Here is a 22,351-nt window from a genome sequence, read left to right as displayed (position 1 = left end):
TATAATTTGTTTTAAGGAATATTAAATTGATACATAGGGGTAAATACTAGAGGTGAAAAATGAAAGAAGAATTAGAAATACTAGAAAAATACCTTAAAAAGAAAAATTTAAAATACAATGAATTTAATGAATTAATAGGAAATTATTTTGTTAAAGAATATGAAGAATTAGATGATGATTACTATTTAATAAAGATAGTAAGACCAAATGGTTTAAAAGGAGAAGTATACACAGATTATATAAAGGTTATAAATTAGTTTTTTTTATCGTAAAATAAGAAAAGGTTAATTACTATTTGAACAAGCATTTATTCACGCTTAAAAATAAGATGAGGATAAACTTATAGTAAACATTTAGAGGTATATAAAAATTGGGTATAATATATAACAAAATATAATTTAGGGCGTGAGCTAATGGCAAAAGAAAGAAGACGTATAATAATAGACTTTGAAGTACTATCTAAAGCAGGGTTTTGGATGTGCTGTATGAAAGATTATAAAACGCAAAAAGAACATATTATAATAAATAATAGAGAAGAACTTTTAAGAGTATTTAACAAAAATAAAGAATCAGTATGGGTAGGATATAATATAAGAGGATACGATCAGTGGATATTAAAGTCAATAATAGCAGGCATAGATCCTTGTGATGTATCGTATAAGCTTGTTGAACGAAAAGTGTCAGGATGGAAAATAGATAGAAACTTACACAAGATACCTTTATATATATTTGAGATAAGTGACAGTTATAGAAGTTTAAAAGAGCTTGAATTATTTATGGGAGAAGATATAAGAGAAAGTAGTGTATCTTTTGATTTAGATAGATATCCAACAAAAAAAGAAATAGATGAGTTAACATCTTATTGTTTACATGATGTAAGAATGACTTATAAAGTATTTGAACAGATTTATTATAAATATGAAGCACAGTTAGGGCTTATAGAATACTTTAATTTAGATAAAGATATGTTTAATAAAACAGAAGCTCAACTAAGTGCATATATACTAGGTGCAAAAAAGCCTAATTACGATAGGAATGATACTAATGAATTTGATATAGTCAATACTTTAAAGCTTAGTAAATATAATCATATAAAAGATTGGTATGAAAATTATAATAATAGAGATTTAAAAAAATATCTAAGAACTAATGTATATGGAATTGAAACTGATTTTGGTTGGGGAGGACTTCACTCTGCTAGAAAAAAATATGAAGGGGAAGACTTTATAGTAAACTCAGATGTAAGCTCTTTTTATCCTTCTATAATGATAGAATATGATTTACTTAGTAGAAATGTAAAAAAAACTTCTAAGTACAAAGAAATAAGGGATACTAGAATTAAATTTAAAAAAGAAAGTAATCCTATAGAAAAATCTCTTAAACTAGTATTAAATAGCACTTATGGTGCCTGTATGGATATTAATAATGAACTTTATGACCCTAGACAAGGAATATCTATATGCGTAAATGGACAACTTTTACTATTAGACCTTATAGAAAAGGTAGAGTTGGAGTTTGGAAGCAGTGCAGAATTTATACAAGGCAATACTGATGGAGTTATGTTTAAGTTTAGTTCTAAGGAAGATGTAGATAAATACTTAGATATTTGTAGCAAATGGTGCAAAAGAACTAGGATGGATTTAGAACATGATTTTATAAAGAAGATTATACAAAAAGATGTTAATAATTATATTTATATAAAAGAGGATGGTAATATTAAAAGTAAAGGTGCTTATGTAAAGAAATTAAGCTTAATAGATAATGATTTACCTATAGTTAATAAAGCTTTAAAAGAAAAATTAATTAATGGTGTAGATATAGAAACTACTATAAATAAATCTAATAAGCTTATAGATTTTCAAAAATGCATTAAGGTAACTGGTAAATATAGTCATGTCGTATATGGAAGTGAAGAGATAAAATTAAAGGTCCTTCGGGTATTTGCCAGTAAGTCGAATTTAGATTTTGCTGTTATGAAAATGAAGCCAGGCAATAAGTTAGAGAAGATAAGTTATACTCCTGATAGAGTATTTATAGATAATAGTAATATTATAAATAAAGATATACCAGATAAGCTTGATAAGGATTGGTATATATCTTTGGCTAAGGATAGACTAGGTAGCTTTGTTAGTGAAGATAAATTTACTTTATTTGATTACTTAGATATATTAAATAAAAAGTAATAAATGATATTTTGATCAACTTACAAAGACATTGGCGACATGAACGAAACGAATTTTATATAATAAGGGGTAAAATATAATATGGCTAAAATATCTAGGCGTGGATTTGATGAAAATGATAAAAGATGGTTTTCTAATAAAGAATTGATGAAACTAAAAAAAGCTAAAGAAGAAGTAGAATGGTTGATAAATAGAGATTATAAAATAGAACCGGTAGTAAATTTTGTTTCAAATAAATATCAATTCTCAATAAGACAAAGGGATGCTATAAAAAGATCTGTATGTTCTTATAAAAAGAAAATGATAAGAGAATCTAAAAAACTTTCAATAGATAAGATAAATGAAGGGTCTATATATATAGATGGGTTCAATTTGATAATAACACTAGAAGTTGCATTATCTAAAGGAACATTAATCATAGGAACTGATGAAAATATTAGGGATCTAGCAGGACTTAGAGGAACTTATAAAATCATAGATAAAACAGAAGAAGCATTAAATTTAATTGGAAGGTTTTTTAATGAATATAATGCTAGCAAAGTTATATTTTATTTAGATTCTACAGTTTCTAATTCTGGCAACTTAAAATATAAAATATTAGATTGTACAAAAAATTGGAGATTTAATACTGATGTTGTATTAGTTAACAATGCAGATATAATACTAGATAAGTTAGATAGAGTAGTTAGTAGCGATGCAGCTATAATTGATAAATGTATAAGTTATTTTAATATAGCAAAAGAGATAATAGATAAGTATATACAAGAAGCAAATATTATAGATCTGAACACATAGATATAAGGTTAATTTATAAATAATAAATAAAAAAGTAGCAAATGAAAATAATATATAAAAATAGAATATATAAAAATTAATATAAGATAAATTAAATATAAAAAATAGATAGGAGAAAAAATGACTAATAAGAACGAAACTAAAAAAATAGGATGGAATTTAGATAATAGCTATATTACTTTACCCAAAACATTTTTTAGTAAGATTGATTTAAATAAAGTAAGTTCACCAAAATTAGTTATTCTAAATTATCCACTAGCAGAATCTTTAGGGCTTAATAGCGATGCTCTTAAAAGTGATGAAGGAGTATCAATACTTGCAGGTAACAAAAAAATAGAAGAAGGCGCTTTTATTGCACAGGCTTATGCAGGACATCAATTTGGGTATTTTACAATGCTGGGAGATGGAAGAGCATTATTAATCGGTGAACAAATAACACCAAGTGGTGAAAGATATGATATTCAACTTAAAGGCTCTGGTAAAACACCATACTCTCGCCGAGGAGATGGGAGGGCAGTACTTGGCCCTATGCTTCGTGAATATATAATAAGTGAAGCTATGTATGGTTTAGGTATTCCAACTACCCGCAGCTTGGCAGTAATTAAAACTGGTGAATCTGTAATTCGAGAAGATATAAAACAAGGAGCAATACTTACTCGTATTGCATCTAGTCATATTAGATTTGGAACATTTGAGTATGCAGCAAATTTTGGAAGTACAAGTGATATTAAGGCTTTAGCAGATTATTCATTAAAAAGACACTTTCCACATATAGCTGATGATGAAGATAAATACATTAATTTACTAAAGGAAGTTATAAAAGTACATGCAAGCTTAGTTAGTAAATGGCAAAGCGTTGGATTTATACATGGTGTTATGAACACTGATAATATGACTATTAGTGGAGAAACTATTGACTATGGTCCTTGTGCATTTATGGACACATATAACCCTAATACTGTATTTAGTTCTATAGATACTCAGGGTCGTTATGCATATAAAAATCAACCAATTATGGCCGAGTGGAATTTATGTAGACTTGCAGAAGCATTATTACCATTATTACATGAAGATCAAAAAGAAGCTATAAAAATAGCTCAAGATGCTGTTTCTGAATTTTCAAATTTATATTATATAAATTGGCTATCAATAATGAGATCAAAGCTTGGAATATTTAATAAAGAGGAACAAGATAAAGCTATAATTGAAGATTTACTTAGTATTATGGAAAAGTATAATGAAGATTATACTAACACTTTTATAGAGCTAACATTTAATAAAAATAGCAAAAAAGGTATGTTTAGTAGTGAAGAATTTAAAAATTGGTATAATATTTGGAAGGAAAGACTCAAGAGACAGTCTAGTTCAGAAGAGGAAATACTTAAATTAATGAAGAAATCTAATCCAGCAGTAATTCCAAGAAATTATAGAGTAGAAGAAGCTTTAGAAGCTGCTGATAAAGGCAACTTTGAAGTTATGATAAATCTTATCAATGCTATTTCAAAACCATATGAGCATTCAAAAGAGCAAGAAGAGTATTCAAAGTTACCTAAACCATCGAACTGCTCTTATAGAACTTATTGTGGAACATAAAAAATTAATAAAAATGAGAGAGGCTTTTATATAAAAGCCTCTTTTTAAACTTAAGAAAATTATGATACTTCAAAAATTGTGGGCGACATAAAGTGTTTCACTGACACGTCGCTTAGGCGAAGTAAATTTTTTATTACTAATATATTGAATTAGCTAAAATATTATTAATAATCTTACCTTACAAATTTGTAATCTTTATGAAAGATAAATCGATATGTAGATTATAGGTTTTATAATAATATAATCATATATAAAAATAAAAGGAGAATTATTTATGAAGCTTAGCAAAAGAATAATAGTAGGATTAATTTCAGCTGCAGTAATTTTAATAGGAGGGAAATTTGTATATGATAATTTTATAGACGATGATTTTACTTATCCATTAACTTATATATCAATAGAAGGAAATAAAAGAGAAAAAGATCAAATTGATACAATAGAGAAAAGCTTAGAAAGTAATAAATGTAAATTTGAAGAAATAAACTTTGAAATGCTTAAAGTTGATGATAAGAATAATATGGTTATTAAAGAGTCTGAATATAATAAATTAGCCAATAAATTAGATTTAGAGAAGGTAAAGGTAAATGATAAAGAAGCTGCAATAATACCAAGATATGATGGTATAAAAAACTTTAAGTATATGAATGAGTTAAAAGAATTAACTAATTATAAAGTAGAAAATAACAATTTAAAAGTAGTAGGTGTAGTAGATAAAAAAATATTAATTACAGGTCTATTCAAAAGTCAAATTATTATAAGTGATAATTTGTATAATAAATTAGAAAAAGACAGTGAAAATAAGATAGTTACAGTTAAAGGATATGAATTTAAAGAAAATTCAAAGTCAGATAAAGCTATATTGCAGATAAAAGAGAATAAATCATTCTCAAATAATAATGAAAATGATTTATTCTATCTTTTTTCTAAATAAATAGTAAAATTTAGAAAAAGATAAAAAATTATCTTTGTTAAGAAAGGATGAATATGAATACCTTATTGTTTACTAGTATAATCATAATTTTAGCAGGTACAATTTTATTTATAGTAGAAAAAAGAAGCTTTCTAACAGGGCTTATATTAATAATTGGATTTTTAGGAATAACTTTTTATACATTAGCAACTTTATCAGATAAAAGTAATATTGCTAACACTTTAATACTTTTAATAGTCTATGGGTTAATACCTATATTAGTAGTAATATGTGCATTTTTATTTATTAAAAATGGAAGAAGTATGATAAAAAAAGAGGGAAAAAAGTTAGCAAATCTTCTTTCGTTAATTATAGGTATATATATATTTATTATGATATTTCTTAGTTACGTATTGATATATCATGGTAATAAATTAAATATGTTTACTTATATGGTTATTATATCAATAATCGTAATGTCAGTATATTTAGGATTTATGTTTATAAGCTATTTAATTTATTCATATATATACCAAGTGATACCAGTAAGAAAGAATATAAATTATATAATAGTTCTTGGTTCTGGATTGATTGGAGATAGAGTACCACCTCTTTTAAAAAGTAGATTAGATAAAGGAATTGATATATATAAAGATCAAAAAGACAGAGGGAATTTACCTAAGATAATTGTATCTGGAGGTCAAGGTCCAGATGAGTTAGTTTCAGAAGCATATGCTATGAAAAAATACTTAATATCACAAGGTATAAATAATGAAGATATTATTGCTGAGGATAAATCCACAACAACGTATGAGAACATGAAGTTTTCTAAGGCAATTATGGATAAATCAGGTAATTATAAATGTATTTTTGTAACTAATAATTATCATGTATTCCGTGCATCAATATTTGCTCGTAAGGTTGGATTAAAGGCAAATGGTGTAGGAGCTCCTACAGCTTTTTATTTTCTCCCAAGCGCGCTGATTCGAGAGTTTATAGCTATATTGTTCATATATAAATGGTTAAATATCATTATTATACTTTTATATTTAGTCTTAGTTATTAATTCATTATTACCAATCAATTTTTAGTTTTAAATAACATCAATAATCTATTTATTGAATAAGTATAAGTATATATAAATAGATGGAGGGACTACATATGAAGGTAAATTTACCACAATCTGCAATAGATTTATTAAAAAGTATAATAGAAAAAAATAAAGATAAACCGAGCACAATAAGAATATATTTTGCAGGATTTGGATGCAGTGGGTGTAATTAATATTATCAAATTTATATATTAAATAGGAAAATATATATTTATAATTATGGACTAAATGCAAGTTTAATATAGATATTTTATACTATTTTCATATAGATAAGCAACCTTTATTAAGATATAATAAAAATAACATGTATATGAAAAGAGGTATTAAAATGACAGGTTCAGATAGAAGAGATAAGATATTAAATCTACTAAAAAATAAAAATAAAGCTGTGAGTGGATCAAAACTATCAAGTGAACTTAATGTAAGTAGACAAGTTATAGTAGGAGATGTTGCTCTTCTTAGAGCTAGTGGCATCCATATTATATCTACTCCAAGAGGATATATATTAAATGATAATAAAGAAGACAATTATATAATAAAAACTATAGCTTGCAAGCATGATAAAGAAGATATAGAAGATGAATTAAATACTATAGTTGATGAAGGTGGTATAGTTGAAGATGTAATAGTAGAACATAGTATATATGGTCAAATTATTGGCAATTTACACTTAGAATGTAGAAGAGATGTAAAAGAATTTATAGAAAAGTTAAATTCAAAAGAAACAAGTCCTCTATCTCATTTAACAGATGGCGTACATCTTCATACGATAAAGTGCAAAGATGAAAAAACTTATAAGCAAGTTATAACCTCTTTAACTGAAAAAGGGTATTTATATTAGTCTAAATTGTATTTTATAAATAAGACAAAACTATATAATTTTAATAAAAAGTAAGGAGGAACGATTCGTTCCTCCTTACTTTTTATTAAGATATATAAATTAATATCCAATGCTTTTTAAATATTGTTTTAGTATATTATTTGAATGTTTAAACTTAGTCTTCTCTTCTTCAGTCATATCAATTTCTATAACTTTTTCAGCTCCATTTATACCTATTATAGTTGGGACTCCTGTATACACATCTGTCTCTCCATATTCACCTTCAAGTAAAGCTGAAACTGGTAAAATTCTTCTTTCATTACTAAATATTGATTTTATGATTCCAACAACTGCTGAAGCTATACCATAGTAAGTAGTACCTTTTCTATTATATACTTCCCAACCAGCTTTAGCAGTTTTTTCTACTAAATAATCTAAATCTATTTCTTTTTTTAGTTTTTCATTTTCTTCAATTAGGGTTAGAAGAGGTTTACCTGCAATGCTAACATTTGACCAAGGAACTATCTGAGAATCTCCATGTTCACCCATAGAATATGCATGTATAGATCTTGTGTCTACGTCATCTAAATATTTAGATAAGAAGTTTTTTAATCTTGATGAATCTATGGTAGTTCCTGTTCCTATTATTCTGTTTTTAGGAAGTCCAGATAACTTCCATATATGATATGAAATTATATCAACTGGATTTGAAGCAACTACAAAGAAACCATCAAATCCTGATTTCATTATTTCCTTAATTACTGAGTTACATATAGAAGCACTAACTTCTAAAGTATCAAGTCTAGATTGACCTTGTTTAGGTGCTGGTCCTGCAGTAAATATAACAATATCAGCATCACTACAATCTGCAAATGTTGCTTGTCTTATTTTAGTTCTTTGAGACATAAATTCTACTCCGTGAGTTAAATCCCAAGCTTCGCCTTTAGCTTTTTCTTCATTTATATCAATCATTAAAAGTTCATCACATACACATTGATTAACTAGTGCAAATCCACAGCTAGACCCAACTAGTCCCGTACCTACTATTGCTATTTTTCTTAATTTTAAACACATAAGTCATCCTCCTAAAGTTGTCTTTTGTAAAGTGTTTTGAAATGAATTTATTTGTATGGCTTAAGAAATAAGATAAGTAACCTATAAATTTTATTAGTTAAGTCTATATTGGTTATAAAATTATTATTATATATTTATTTTATAAAAAATTATAAATTGATGTATTTGGCATTATTATACTGCTTAATCTTTATAAAGTAAAGAATGAATTGGTAGTAAAAGAATAGAAAATCCTTAGATTATATAAAATTAAAGTAGCTTTTGTGCTATATTTTACTTAAAAATTTGATTATAGATTCATATATAGATAGCTAGTATTTAAAATAAAGTTATTATACAATATATAACTAGTAAAAGTGATGTTATATAGTTAGCAATTTTAACATTAAATTTAAAGTAAGATAAGTATGTTATTAACTTTGGTTTTAAGTATTTATTAAATATTGAATATATAAAAATAAGTGAAAATCCACTCAGAGTATATGAAGAAATATTATGTATAAATTGTGGTAAATGAAATATATTAACTGTGATAACAAGCATAAGCAAAGTAAATGTAGTTGAGAGTATATTAGAGTATTCTTCAGGTTTTAATATATATTCATTAAAATAGTTTTTATCATCAAAATTTATAATTTCACTTAATATCTTGTCTATTGATATAAAATCGTAGTCATTGGTATAAACTCCAACATCAACTAAGTAAAGTGTTATTTCTTCATATCTATGAATGATTTTTTCTTCAAAAATTTTTCTTATCTTAAATATGTCTTTTTCTAATACGTTATATATTTCAGTTTTTATTATATCCTCAATATCCCTATTAGAATCTAATCTAGTTTTTATATAAAAGCTTCCATCACAAAGTAAAAACTTATCATTTTGATTTCTTATGATTATTCCAATATATTCATTCATAATATCACCACTCATTGAAAATTTATGTAAATTATAGCATATTAGTTGATATTATCAATATTAAAAAATTATAAATATGAATAAATTAATTTTATATATGTAAGCAAGCTTAAATGAATAAACATAAAAAAGTATTTGACAATTATAAATTTAGTCACTAAACTGTAAATATATATGTAAAGACACATGTAATATGAATTAAATATACTAAATTAAAAAATATATTTGGAGGAGAGATATGAGAACTAAAAATATTGTATTATCAGCACTTTTATGTGCAATGGGAATTATTATACCAATGTTTTCACCAATTAAAATAATATTAGAACCGGCATCTTTTACATTAGCTAGTCATATACCAATATTTATAGCTATGTTTATATCATCAAAGACTGCTCTATTTGTAACACTTGGAACTACAATAGGTTTTTTATTTGGTGGTTTCCCATTACCAATTGTAATTAGAGCACTAAGTCATTTATTATTTGTTAGTATTGGGTGTATTTACTTAAACAAAAATAGGGATCTTATAAAGAGTATAAAAAGTTCTTTAGGATATTCATTTGTTATAGGATTAATTCATGCTATTGGAGAAGTTTTAGTAATTATACCTTTTTATTTTTCATCAAACCTTTCGGAAGGATTTTATAATCAAGGTTTTTTAGTATCTGTTATAGGATTAATAGGAGTTGGAACTATAATACATAGTATGTTAGATTTCTCTTTAGCAGTTTATGTATGGAATATTCTACCTAAAGAGGTTAGAAATAAATATGTAGTAAAAACTCAAAACTAGACAAAATTTTATAGAATATAGTAATTTGGAATAATCAATAATTAAGCAAAAACGGTAAGTTATAGTATAAAATATTTTATGAACATATACATATAAATATATATATAAATTAATTTATTAAATTATAATTTCGATAATTATAATATATAATACTTATTAAATAATAAAAATAAGTAGAAAGTCTTTTATTAAGAATGGTGGAGGGACTGGCCCTATGAAGCCTGGCAACAGCTAACTTAGTTAGAATTGTGCTAAATCCTGCAGGAGTTTTCCTGAGAGATAAAAGGCATATTGATTTGTTGCGTTAATAAAAGGCTTCCTAGATAAAAGGGGGCTTTTTTTATGAAAAATTATAACAAGTAAACTTTATGTGTAAGAGGGGGATATAAACCAAATGTTGGGGAGCCTATGGTGTATCCTTTGGTTCAAAGTACAACCTTCAAATATGAAGATCCAGACTTAGTGGCAGATATATTTGATTTAAAAGCAGATGGCCATATGTATAGTAGAATAAGCAATCCAACAGTAGCAAATTTTGAAGAAAAAATAGCATATCTTGAAGGTGGCGTCGGAGCAGTTGCAGTTAGTTCAGGACAATCGGCGGTGCTTTTAGCTATTTTAAATATATGCAAAAGTGGAGACAATATAATATCAGTATCATCACTATATGGTGGAACTTATAATTTATTTAATATAACTCTTAGAAGTTTTGGAATAGAAACAAAATTTGTATCCAATAATGATGATAAAGAATATATACTATCCTTAGTAGATGAAAATACTAAAGCTATATATGGAGAAACTATAGGAAATCCAGGACTAGATATATTAGATTTTAAGAAATTAAGTGAAATAGCTAAAAAGGGGGATATTCCTTTTATAGTTGACAATACAGTAGCAAGCCCGTATTTATGTAATCCTATAAATTTTGGTGCAAATATAGTTATACATTCTACATCAAAATATATAGATGGTCATGCAGTGGCACTTGGAGGAATAGTTATTGATTGTGGTAATTTTAATTGGGATAATGGGAAATATCCATTATTAAGTGATGGAGATGTTAGTTGTCATGATATTAAATATGTTGAAGAATTTAGGAAAAGTGCATATATAACAAAGTTAAGAGCATCACTGCTTAGAGATTTAGGTAGCACAATGAGCCCTTTTAATCCATTTTTAAGTAATCTAGGATTGGAAACACTTCATCTTAGAATGAAAAAACATAGTCAAAATGCTTTAGTATTAGCAAAGTATTTAGAAAATCATGAAAAAGTAAGTTGGGTAAACTATCCATACTTAGAAAGTAGAGAAGATTATAAGAAAGTAAAAACTTACTTAAAAGGTGGAAGTGGAATATTAACATTTGGTATAAAAGGTGGAATAAATGAAGCTAAGACTTTTATAAAATCTTTAAAATTAGTAGATTTGGCAATACATCTTGGATTTAATAAAACATCAGTACTTCATCCTGCTAGTACTACTCATAGCCAGTTGTCTGATGAAGATAAGATAAAGTGTGGAGTTAGTTTAGAGATGATTAGAGTATCTGTTGGAATAGAAAATATAGATGACTTAATAAATGACTTTGATAGAGCACTTAAGGAAATATAATATGACTGTATATCTTTGTAAAAAAATAAATGGAGCCAAATTTGTAGATAATTGTATAATAGAAAGCAAAATTTATAATAAAAAGCTATATAGAAAATCTAGTTTAGGTAAGATCAGTCCTCATTATAAAACTATAGGTATATTAAATCTTATGCCTAATAAAGTAGAGACAGAAGCTCATTTATTAGAGTTATTTTCAAAAATGAATGAGGATATAAATATAAAGTTTATAAGGCTTAAAACGCATGTATACAAAAATTGTAATAGACTATATTTGATGAAAAATTATTATACCTTTGATGAAGTAAAAGATGATTTAGATGGACTTATAGTTACAGGAGCTCCTATTGAAAAAATAGATTTCAAACAGGTTAAATATATAGATGAATTAAATTATATATTTGATTATTCTATTAAAAATTTAAAAAGTATGTTAAGTATATGCTGGGGAGCGCAGGCTTGTTTAAATCATATATATGGAATAAACAAAGAGATACTCGATAAGAAGATATTTGGAGTATATAAACATAATATACTTTGTGATGATGAAATACTCAAAAATATAAATAATGGTTTTATATGTGCTCATTCTAGGCACACTATATTAAATAGGAAGGATTTAAAAAATTGTAAATCTATAAAAATACTATCGACAACAGATGAAGGTATAGAGCATATTATAAAAGGGAAGTACAATGACTATTATATATTTGGACATCATGAGTATGATAAAGAATGCTTGAAAAGAGAATATTTAAGGGATAGAAATAAAAAAATATATATAGATATACCTAAAAATTATTTTATTGAAGATGATATGAACAAAGGAATAAGTGTAGATTGGATGGAACACAGCATTAAGATATACAACAATTGGATTAATATAATTTAATAAGAAATTAAGCAAGCTAGTTAGATAACTAGCTTGTTTAGTTTGGAAAAATAAGTACATAGTAATATTAAAAATCTATATGTATAATAAATATATTATGTAAATAATTAATATAAATTTTAAATAGGTGAAAAAATGCAAAATTATAATGAGATTAAACTAAAAGAATTAAAAAAATGGAAAAAGAAAATACGAAAAAAACCATCTATAATAGATAAAGCATCAAAAGAAACTCAAAATAAAATAAATTCCGTTTTACCTCAAAAGTACCACGAAATATTAACTGTAGCTATAAAAAATATGACTAAAATGGTTTTATTTGGGTCTAAGTATACTACTAAAAAACCTATACTAGATATATCTTTAGAAGAAAGAGATAATCTAGCTCTTGAAAAGATAAAAATTTATAAGAGAACTGCTATGATAGAAGGTGCTGGAACAGGGGCAGGAGGCATATTTATAGGGCTTTGTGACTTTCCATTACTTCTTAGTATAAAAATAAAGCTTATTTATGAAATTGCTAGCATATATGGATTTGATACAAATGATTATAAAGAAAGATTATATATATTAAACATATTTCAGCTTGCTTTTTCAAGTAAAGAGCATGTAAACTATGTATTTGAAAATATGGAATGCTTTGATGATTTTAAACATAAGTTATCTGATGATATTAATGCATTTGATTGGAGAAGCTTTCAACAAGAGTATAGAGATTACATTGATTTAGCAAAGTTATTTCAGTTAGTGCCAGGAATAGGAGCTTTTGTTGGGGCATATGTAAACAATAAATTAGTAGATAAACTAGGTGAATATGCAATATATGCTTATCATATGAGAATATTAGATGATAAAGACCACGAGGCTAAGAAGGAAAACTTTATATATACAAAATATAAAAATTTTATTAATAAAATAACTTTATAATATATGCCAAGTAATTTGACTAGTATATTAATTTGTGTAAGTTTATAATGTGTATTTTAAATATAACATTAATATATAAAGTCTCATAAGATATTATAACTAGAGTAAAATAGTTTAGGGGGGGGGAGTAGCCATGGAAAGCCCTACAAAGAAAGTTTTAATAGATAGTAGTTATGGGAATATAAGTAAAGTAAACTCAAAAGATGAAGTAATATTAGTAGGAGTATATCCTTTTGAAGGAATCTCCTATGTCGATAATATAGAACTTATTTTAAAACCAGAAAATAGTGAGCATATTACTGTTAATATCAAATATTCTGGTTATAATATGCAACTATTTTTAGGAGATTTTACAGGAGACAATAAATCAGAAATAATGGTTAGAGGCGGATTCGGGGGGTCTGGAGGATTTGAAATTGGAGTTATATATAAATATGAAGATGGTAAATTAATAGAGATATTTAACCAAGATATATTTTATAAAAATAATAATTGTAGCGCAACTTTTAAAGATGATTATAAGGTAAGCGTAAATTGTGGAAAGAAAAAATATACAATAGACATTTCATCAAAAGAAAAAGAATATCTGGAGTATTTATATTTACCTAATAGTAAGCTTAAAAATGCAGTTGACGCATATGTAGATGCACCAAATGGAATTTTTCCCACAAAGCAAATTTACAATAATTATTATGAACTCTTAATACAACAAAGAGTAGTCGGAATATCTAATGCAGATACATTAGGTATTATACAGACGTATAGTAACTTAATAGATTCAAATATAAAAAACATATATAAAGGATTATTACTTACCGATTATAATTATAGGAAAAGACAAAGATATAATAAATTTATTACTGAAAAAGATGTAAATAATTATGACTTTAAAAATTTAAAAGGTAATTATTTAAATAGAAATAGTATTTATTCTGCAAGAGATTTTAAGGTAAATAAAGATAGTATGAATTTAATAGTAAATAATATATTTGAAGAAAAAAATACTTTATACCTTAATGGATATTTACTAAACTTAACAGAAAATACTATTAATGATATTAATAACTTTAAGATTGAGTTAAAAGATGCTACTGGCAGAGTATTTGCTAAAAAGATTTTTAAGAGAATAGACATAAATGGAGGTTTAGAGGCATTTGAAGGTAAAAAGATACTGCTGACTTTTTTTGGAGAAGAGTATAATTTATATAATATAAATACAGGCAATTTAACGTGGGATTATAATTGCGAGATTATATAAAAAACTAGCTAGATAGTTTTTTTTAATATATAATAAATAATTGCATACAAAAGATAAATAAAAAAATTACATAGGAGGTATATCGTGCAGGCAGAGTTAAGTAACAGAAGTAAAGGTATAATATGTATAATAGTTTCGGCATTTGGATTTGCTATGATGTCGGCTTTTATAAAATTAGCAGGAGACTTACCAACTTTTCAAAAGACATTTTTTAGAAATTTAGTTTCTTGTGTAGTAGCATTTATAATGGTTACAAAAGCAAAACAAAGTTATTTTGGAAGTAGGGAAAATAGAAGATTATTAAACTTAAGATCAGCATTTGGCACACTTGGTATAATATTTAATTATTATGCAATAGATAGAATGGTGTTATCAGATGCCAATATGTTAAATAAGTTAAGTCCATTCTTTGTTATAATATTTTCTGCGTTATTTTTAAAAGAAAAGATAAAAACTAATCAAATAGCTGCTGTATTAGTGGCATTTGTAGGAGCTTTATTTATAATAAAACCAACATTTGATTTAGAAATGTTACCATCAATTGTGGGTGTAGCAGGTGCTTTATGTGCGGCATCAGCATACACTTGTCTTAGGGTATTAGGTAAAAAAGAAAATGGAGCGACTGTAGTATTTTATTTTTCTTTATTCTCATTAGTTGTAATATTTCCGATAATGATTATGACTTATGAGCCAATGAGTATGATACAACTTATGTATTTACTTCTTGCAGGGGTATTTGCGACTGTAGGCCAATTTGGTGTAACTTGGGCTTATAAATATGCGCCAGCTAAAGAGATATCTATATTTGATTATTCTAATATAATATTCTCTGCAATAATAAGTGTAGTATTATTTAGTGTATTTCCCGATAAGTTTAGCGTATTTGGATATTTTGTAATATTTAGCGCATCGTTTTATATGTTTATGTACAATAAAAAAAGTGAAGAATGTAATTAAAGTGAGGTTATTATACCTCACTTTAATTATTATTTAAAATAATGATTTTACCTTAAAGAAATACAAAAAATTATAAAAAATTACAAAAAGTTACAAAATATGCAAAAATATTGAAAGAGAAAGCGTTTTTATATATTTTTAATTATAAAGTATTTTGATATTTGGAGGTAAAACAAGGCTATGATAAGAAATATAAAGAAAAATAGCGCAAAAGCATTTGTAATTTCAATGTTATTTGTAGCTATGGGTTCAACATCTTATGCTTGGGATGGTAAAAAAGATGGGACAGGAACGCACGCTTTAATTGCAACTCAAGCAGTTAAAATGATTGAAAAAGATTTAAGCAAATCAGAACCTCAATTATTAAAGTCAAATCTTGATATTCTAAAATCTAACTTAAGAGACTTACAACTTGGATCGACATATCCAGATTATGATCCAAATGCTTATGATTTATATCAAGATCATTTTTGGGATCCAGATACTAAAAATAATTTTACACTTGATAATAAGTGGTATGTGGCATCACCTATATATGATAATGCAGAATCACAAGTTAGAAAATTTACAACTGATGCAAAAAATGAGTGGGAAAAAGGTAATTATAAAGAAGCTACTTTTTTATTAGGACAAGGATTACATTATCTTGGAGATCTGAATACTCCTTATCATGCAGCCAATATTACAGCTGTTGATAGTATAGGACATGTAAAGTTTGAAAGTTATGTTGAAGAACGAAAAGAAAATTATGCAATAGATTCAATGAATTATAATACAGAAAATGGTGCTTATAAATATGCATTAGAAAATAAAGATTTTGATGCTTGGATGAGTGAAAATTCTTATGAATATGCAAAAAAAGCTAAGAATTTATATTATGGTTATTCAACAATGAAAAATTCAACAAAAGATTGGGAATATTCGGCAGTAGAATCTATGAAAAACTCTCAGATCAGTTCAGCTAAGCTTATATATAGATTTTTAAATGAAGTATCTAATACTATAATAGATTCTTCAGATACTAAGAACTTAAACGAATTTAATGTTATTTTAAAAACTTCAAATGAAAAATATGCAGGAACTGATGATTTCGTATATTTTGGATTTGAAACTTCTGATAATAAAAAATATGAATGGAAGTTAGATAATGCAGGAAATGATTTTGAAAAAGGTCAAATAGATAATTATATAATAAAGCTTAAAGATGGAAAAAATATTGATTTAAGTAAGATAAATAACTTCTGGATAAGAAAAAATAATTTTGTTACTAATGGTGATGATTGGAGTGTTGATAATATTAAAATCTTATCAAGAGGAAAGGTCATATTAGAAAAAAATATACATAAAACATTACGAGGAAATGAAACATATAGTATAAATAAGTAAATAGCAAAAAGCCTTAAAGTTGGATTTAATAATATTTAACCACTTTAAGGCTTTATTTACTATAATAGAAAATATATTAAAAATATGTATAAATAATTTAATTATATTGAAAATAAAAAAATTTCTGATATACTTTTATAAATATGCTTTTTATTTAAGTTATATTTAAAAATACATACTATTAAGTGATATTAATCTAGTTTATTTTGTTTACAAAAGAGGTGAAATATTTGGAAAAGAGAATAGATTTAACTAATGGTAAGATATTAGATAAATTAATAAAGTTAGCACTTCCTATAATGGGGACGTCATTTATACAAATGGCTTATAACATGATAGATATGATCTGGGTCGGCAAGGCTGGTAGTAGTGCAGTTGCAGCAGTTGGAACAGCAGGATTTTTTCCTTGGTTAGCTATGGCATTTGTAATGATATCCAAAATTGGTGGGGAAGTTAAAGTTGCACAAAGTATTGGTGAAGGAAATCTTGATAAAACGAGATCTTATATAAAATCAGCTATAGAAATAAATATTATACTATCAACATTATATACATTATTTTTAATAGTGTTTAATAAAGGATTAATAGGATTTTTTAGATTAGGCGATATAAAAGTTATAGATATGTCTAGAACATACTTATATATAGTATCTTTAGGAATGATATTTTATTTTATAAATCCAGTATTTACAGCTATATTTAATGGAATGGGTAATAGTAAAACTCCATTTAAAATAAATGCGGTAGGTCTTATAACTAATATTATACTAGACCCAATACTTATACTTGGTTTGTTTGGTTTTCCTAAACTTGGAGTAGCAGGAGCTGCTATTGCAACAGTCGTAGCACAAATAGTAGTTACATCTTTATTTATATATAGAATAAAAAAGGATGATTATGGATATTTTAAAATAAAACTATTTAGAAATATAGAAATAACATATTATAAAATACTATACAAAGTAGGGCTTCCAGTAGCTCTACAAAGTGGATTGTTTACAGGATTTTCTATGTTACTAGGAGTGGTTGTGGCGTCATTTGGACCAGTAGCAGTAGCTGTTCAAAAAGTAGGATCTCAAATAGAGTCTATATCATGGATGACAGCAGAAGGTTTATCTTCATCTTTATCTAGCTTTATTGGGCAAAATTATGGGGCTAAAAAGTTTGACAGAGTTAATAAAGGATTTAAGTTAACTTTAATATTAGCTATAATACTTGGATTTATAAATACTTTAATATTAGTCTTTTTAGGAAAGCAGGTATTTACTATATTTATACAAGAAGAAATGGCTATTAAAGAAGGAACTATTTATCTTAAAATACTTGGATATTCTCAATTGTTTATGTGTATAGAAATAATAACATCAGGAGCTTTTAAAGGGCTTGGTAAAACTTCAATACCATCTATAATAAGTATTATATTTACAGGACTTAGAGTACCAACAGCTTACTTAATATCAAATCCAAGATTACTTGGACTTACTGGAGTTTGGTGGAGTATAACTATAAGTAGTATAATTAAGGGAATATTGATGCTTGGTGTGTTTTTAGTTATGAAAAGAAAAAAGAAATTATATGATGATTATAATACTAAAGGAGAGTTAAGTCATCAGTATTAAAGAAGAGAGTACTTTCTATAAAATTTATAGTAAGTACTTTTTTTATATACAAATGATTTATATTAATTATAAAGTTGCTTAGATTTTTTTGCATAAAATAGAGTTGGAATTTAATTAATAATCTAAAAATTAGAAAAAAAACTAAAAATATATTATAAATAAAATTTTTGATTTATACTTAAAGAAGTACGTAAATTCTATAAGAAGGTGATGAAAGTGAAAATTGACATTAAAAAACAAATAAAAAATATGAAAATATTTCTTATATCTGCGATAGCTATATTTTCATTTATGATATTTGGAAAAGAAAATGTTTTAATAGGAATTGCGACAGTTTCTATAGCAGCTAGCATGTTTGGTGAGAATCACACAATAAATGTTCCAAGAAGAATAATCATATTATCTTTGATACAAATAGTTATAGGAGTTGCAGCTTATATTGCAAGTTTAGATATTTTTTTAGCATATATAGTTAGCTTGATTTTAAGCTTTTGGATATATTATAGATTTAGCTATGAACTTAAAACGCCAAAAACTGCTGGATTTATGATGTTATATATACTTTTACTTTATTATCCAGTAACATTTTCACAGATGCCTAAAAGAATATTAGCTCTTATATTTTCATCATTTGTGATAATGGCTTTATATTATATAATAACTAAATATAATTTTTATAAAGTTACTGATAAGCAAATTACAGGTGCTATAGACTTAATAAAAAAAGAGATAGATTTATTATTAGATAATAAAAATATAAAAGATGAAAACAAAAAAGTAAGTATCTTACTTAAAACTATACAAATCAATATATATGAGGTTATAGAAAAATCTAGTAAAGAATTAGATGATATATATATATTAGAAGTAATAGTAATACTATTAAAAAAAATAAATACTACCATAAGTTATATAAAGGAAAATGAAATATATGAAGATAGATTACTAAAATTAAAATGTATTCTTGAAGACGTAAATTTATATATCTTAGGTAAAAAAGATATAAAAGATATAAAAATTACATTTAGAAAATACTATAATGAATTAGAATTAGAAAATATAGAAGGTGATTTAGCTAGATATAATTACTATAACTTAAGGTTAGCTATAGATGAAACTTGTAGATATATAGAAGATAAATCTAGAGGTGAGAAGATAAGAAAGAGATTAAATTTACAAAAAAAGTTAAAATCAAATATAGATATATCTAAAAACAATTTTAACATGTCATCTCTAAGATTTAATATAGCCTTAAAGGCATCTTTAGTAATTTCTACATTTGTGTTTATAGTAGGTTATTTTAATATATACGAAGGTAAGTGGATAGTACTTTCATTAGCTTTAATATTGCTTCCATATGCAGAACAAGGAAGTAAAAAGGCTATTGATAGAGTTGTAGGAACAGTTGTAGGCGCTATAATATTTGAATTAATATATAGAATGATAGACAAAAATATAATACTAATCGGAGCCGTGTTTTTAATAGCATTATATTTTGCCTTATCTATAAAAAAATATAATATAAGATGTATATTTACAACTATGACTGCTATATTAGCTGTAAAAATGCTTCAACCAAGTGCTGTTATATTTAAATTATTAGAGGATAGAGTTATATTTGTTTTAATTGCAGCTATAGTTGCTTGGTTAGCTATGAATATGGTGTTTCCATATAGAATTAAAAATGATATGAAAAATATTATGAAAAAATATGTAGATTTTGATAATGAGACACTAGATTCAATAGTTCAAGGAACTATAAGTAAGAAGGATATAGAAACAATAACAATAAAAAATAATTATTTTTGGATGAGAATTAATTATATAAATAAACAGATGAATTTAAGTTGTATTGAAGAATTTTTAAGTAAGCAAAATGATATTTTTACAAATATAAACTTTACTATATTAATAAGTGGAAGTTCTAAAGATAAGTCTATTTTAATAAAAAAATTGTTAGAAAAGTTAAATCCAAATTTAAATGAAGAAGACTTATTTAAGGTTTATAAAAATATTTTTGAAACTTCTAAAAATGACTTAGAAAAATCATTAATAATAAGTTTATATAGAATTTACTTAGATAAAAAAGATATAGATATGCTTGAAAGTGAAATTATTGAAAAATTAAATATAGCTTAAATAATAAAAAGTGCTTTCTATAATTTTTAATAGATATAGAGAGTATTTTTTTATGTACAAGGATTTAATACTAAGAATAAAACTGTTGATAACTCATACATATAAGATATGTAAATATATCATAAAATGTAAAAAAGTATTTTGAGATGATTTGCTGACACATATTTTAAGAGAAACAAATTTTTATTAAATATATTTACTGTATATAAAAAATATTTAATAAATGGTAGAATTAAGTAAAGTATAATTATCTACACAAATAGGGGGAAATATGTATAGTTTAAAAAATGATTATAGTGAAGGGGCACATCCTAAAATACTTGAGGCAATAGTAAAAACTAACCTAGAACAAAGTGAAGGTTATGGAAAAGACACTTACTGTGAAAAAGCGAGTGAATTAATTAAAGAAAAGTTAAAAAATGATAATGTAGATATACATTTTCTATGTGGAGGAACTCAAACTAATTTAACAGCTATCTCTGCATTTTTAAGACCTTATGAGGCAGTAATATCGGCTAATACTGGTCATATATTAGTACATGAAACAGGAGCAATAGAATCAACAGGACACAAGGTTATTTCTGTTGATTCTACAGATGGCAAATTAAAAAAAGAAGATATATTATCAGTACTTAAAGAACATACTGATGAGCATATGGTAAAGCCTAAACTTGTATATATATCTAATTCAACAGAAATAGGAACAATATATACTAAAAGCGAGCTAGAAGAATTAAGTTATGTTTGTAGAAAAAATAATTTATTATTATATATGGATGGTGCAAGACTAGGTTCTGCATTATGTGTTAAAGAAAATGATTTAACTTTAAGTGAGATTTCATATTTAACTGATGCATTTTACATAGGTGGAACTAAAAATGGAGCATTATTTGGAGAGGCTTTAGTTATATGTAAGGATTCATTAAAAGAAGAATTTAGATTTAATATAAAGCAAAAAGGTGCAATGATGGCTAAGAGTAGATTACTTGGGATACAGTTTTTAGAGTTATTTAAAGATGATTTATTCTTTGAAATAGGTAAGCATGAAAATGACATGGCAGATATATTAAAAAAAGAAATTAGTGAATTAGGATATAAATTTTTAGTAGATTCACCATCTAATCAATTATTCCCAATATTTAAAAATGAAATTATAGAAAAGCTAGAAGAAGATTATTCATTTAGTCTATGGAGTGGAATAGATGAAAATAGTTCATGTATAAGGCTCGTTACATCTTGGGCAACACAAAAAGAAAATGTTATAAAATTTATTGAAGATTTGAAAAAATATTCTATCTAATAAATACTTTAGTGCTATATCTAAAATTATATAAAGAGGATATAGCACTATTTGTATAT

At 25.5% G+C, this 22,351-nt stretch carries 19 protein-coding genes, 1 pseudogene and 1 riboswitch; of the genes and pseudogenes, 18 read left to right on the top strand and 2 right to left on the bottom strand.

All coding sequences use genetic code 11. The features are described from left to right. Nucleotides 1-59: 59 nt before the first annotated feature. From I1959_RS09870 to I1959_RS09840, 8 genes are all read left to right on the top strand, one after another. Nucleotides 60-257, top strand: a complete 198-nt coding sequence (locus I1959_RS09870; RefSeq protein ID WP_092925443.1) for a hypothetical protein — start codon at nt 60-62, stop codon at nt 255-257. Between the two features lie 156 nt (nt 258-413). After that, entirely contained in the window at nt 414-2,183 is a 1,770-nt protein-coding gene (locus tag I1959_RS09865; RefSeq protein WP_243240031.1) for a hypothetical protein, read from the top strand. 81 nt (nt 2,184-2,264) lie between these two features. Further along, a complete protein-coding gene (locus I1959_RS09860; RefSeq protein WP_195238163.1) occupies nt 2,265-2,978 on the top strand; it encodes a DUF434 domain-containing protein in 714 nt (237 codons plus the stop codon). A 120-nt stretch (nt 2,979-3,098) separates the two neighbouring features. Then, nucleotides 3,099-4,571, top strand: coding sequence for a protein adenylyltransferase SelO (locus I1959_RS09855; RefSeq protein WP_195238162.1), 1,473 nt, complete (start codon nt 3,099-3,101; stop codon nt 4,569-4,571). Between the two features lie 274 nt (nt 4,572-4,845). Beyond that, on the top strand, nt 4,846-5,502 hold the full coding sequence (locus I1959_RS09850) for a hypothetical protein (protein WP_195238161.1): 657 nt from the start codon (nt 4,846-4,848) through the stop codon (nt 5,500-5,502). A 53-nt stretch (nt 5,503-5,555) separates the two neighbouring features. After that, entirely contained in the window at nt 5,556-6,572 is a 1,017-nt protein-coding gene (locus I1959_RS09845; RefSeq protein WP_195238160.1) for a YdcF family protein, read from the top strand. A 70-nt stretch (nt 6,573-6,642) separates the two neighbouring features. Continuing rightward, on the top strand, nt 6,643-6,765 hold the full coding sequence (locus I1959_RS15655) for a hypothetical protein (protein WP_271893499.1): 123 nt from the start codon (nt 6,643-6,645) through the stop codon (nt 6,763-6,765). 137 nt (nt 6,766-6,902) lie between these two features. Next, nucleotides 6,903-7,433, top strand: a complete 531-nt coding sequence (locus I1959_RS09840) for a transcription repressor NadR (protein ID WP_242871313.1) — start codon at nt 6,903-6,905, stop codon at nt 7,431-7,433. Between the two features lie 99 nt (nt 7,434-7,532). Here the strand turns inward: I1959_RS09840 and I1959_RS09835 are convergent, their stop codons facing one another. Next, nucleotides 7,533-8,486, bottom strand: coding sequence for an L-lactate dehydrogenase (locus I1959_RS09835; RefSeq protein ID WP_195238159.1), 954 nt, complete (start codon nt 8,484-8,486; stop codon nt 7,533-7,535). 318 nt (nt 8,487-8,804) lie between these two features. Continuing rightward, complete coding sequence (locus I1959_RS09830; protein ID WP_195238157.1) at nt 8,805-9,404, bottom strand: hypothetical protein; 600 nt, start codon at nt 9,402-9,404, stop codon at nt 8,805-8,807. A gap of 238 nt (nt 9,405-9,642) precedes the next feature. Between I1959_RS09830 and I1959_RS09825 the strand changes: the two genes are divergently transcribed. The 10 genes and pseudogenes from I1959_RS09825 (at nt 9,643) to I1959_RS09780 (ending at nt 22,292) form a co-directional block, all read left to right on the top strand. Further along, complete coding sequence (locus I1959_RS09825; RefSeq protein WP_092925465.1) at nt 9,643-10,200, top strand: hypothetical protein; 558 nt, start codon at nt 9,643-9,645, stop codon at nt 10,198-10,200. A 182-nt stretch (nt 10,201-10,382) separates the two neighbouring features. Next, nucleotides 10,383-10,486: riboswitch (SAM riboswitch) on the top strand. A gap of 89 nt (nt 10,487-10,575) precedes the next feature. Further along, nucleotides 10,576-11,814 (top strand): annotated as a pseudogene (locus tag I1959_RS09820) (O-acetylhomoserine aminocarboxypropyltransferase/cysteine synthase family protein); the annotation flags it as partial. Between the two features lies 1 nt (nt 11,815). Further along, nucleotides 11,816-12,706, top strand: coding sequence for a homoserine O-acetyltransferase/O-succinyltransferase family protein (locus I1959_RS09815; RefSeq protein WP_195238154.1), 891 nt, complete (start codon nt 11,816-11,818; stop codon nt 12,704-12,706). 135 nt (nt 12,707-12,841) lie between these two features. Next, nucleotides 12,842-13,633, top strand: coding sequence for an EcsC family protein (locus tag I1959_RS09810; protein WP_166505548.1), 792 nt, complete (start codon nt 12,842-12,844; stop codon nt 13,631-13,633). 133 nt (nt 13,634-13,766) lie between these two features. Beyond that, nucleotides 13,767-14,891, top strand: a complete 1,125-nt coding sequence (locus tag I1959_RS09805; RefSeq protein WP_166505547.1) for a hypothetical protein — start codon at nt 13,767-13,769, stop codon at nt 14,889-14,891. An 84-nt stretch (nt 14,892-14,975) separates the two neighbouring features. After that, nucleotides 14,976-15,848: a DMT family transporter gene (locus I1959_RS09800; protein ID WP_330383730.1), complete on the top strand. Its 873-nt coding sequence runs from the start codon at nt 14,976-14,978 to the stop codon at nt 15,846-15,848. A 180-nt stretch (nt 15,849-16,028) separates the two neighbouring features. Beyond that, complete coding sequence (locus I1959_RS09795; protein WP_092925475.1) at nt 16,029-17,234, top strand: zinc dependent phospholipase C family protein; 1,206 nt, start codon at nt 16,029-16,031, stop codon at nt 17,232-17,234. A gap of 230 nt (nt 17,235-17,464) precedes the next feature. Then, a complete protein-coding gene (locus I1959_RS09790; protein WP_195238152.1) occupies nt 17,465-18,853 on the top strand; it encodes an MATE family efflux transporter in 1,389 nt (462 codons plus the stop codon). A gap of 249 nt (nt 18,854-19,102) precedes the next feature. After that, entirely contained in the window at nt 19,103-20,992 is a 1,890-nt protein-coding gene (locus tag I1959_RS09785; protein ID WP_207733572.1) for an FUSC family protein, read from the top strand. Nucleotides 20,993-21,263: 271 nt separating this feature from the next. Continuing rightward, the gene (locus I1959_RS09780; protein ID WP_195238148.1) at nt 21,264-22,292 is read left to right on the top strand and encodes a threonine aldolase family protein; all 1,029 of its coding nucleotides are present in this window, start codon (nt 21,264-21,266) and stop codon (nt 22,290-22,292) included. Nucleotides 22,293-22,351: the final 59 nt, after the last annotated feature.

The organism is Romboutsia sp. 1001285H_161024_C4 (assembly GCF_015550185.1).
Classification (GTDB): Bacteria; Bacillota; Clostridia; order Peptostreptococcales; family Peptostreptococcaceae; genus Romboutsia_C; species Romboutsia_C hominis.
This window is presented reverse-complemented; position numbering and strand designations above follow the sequence as displayed.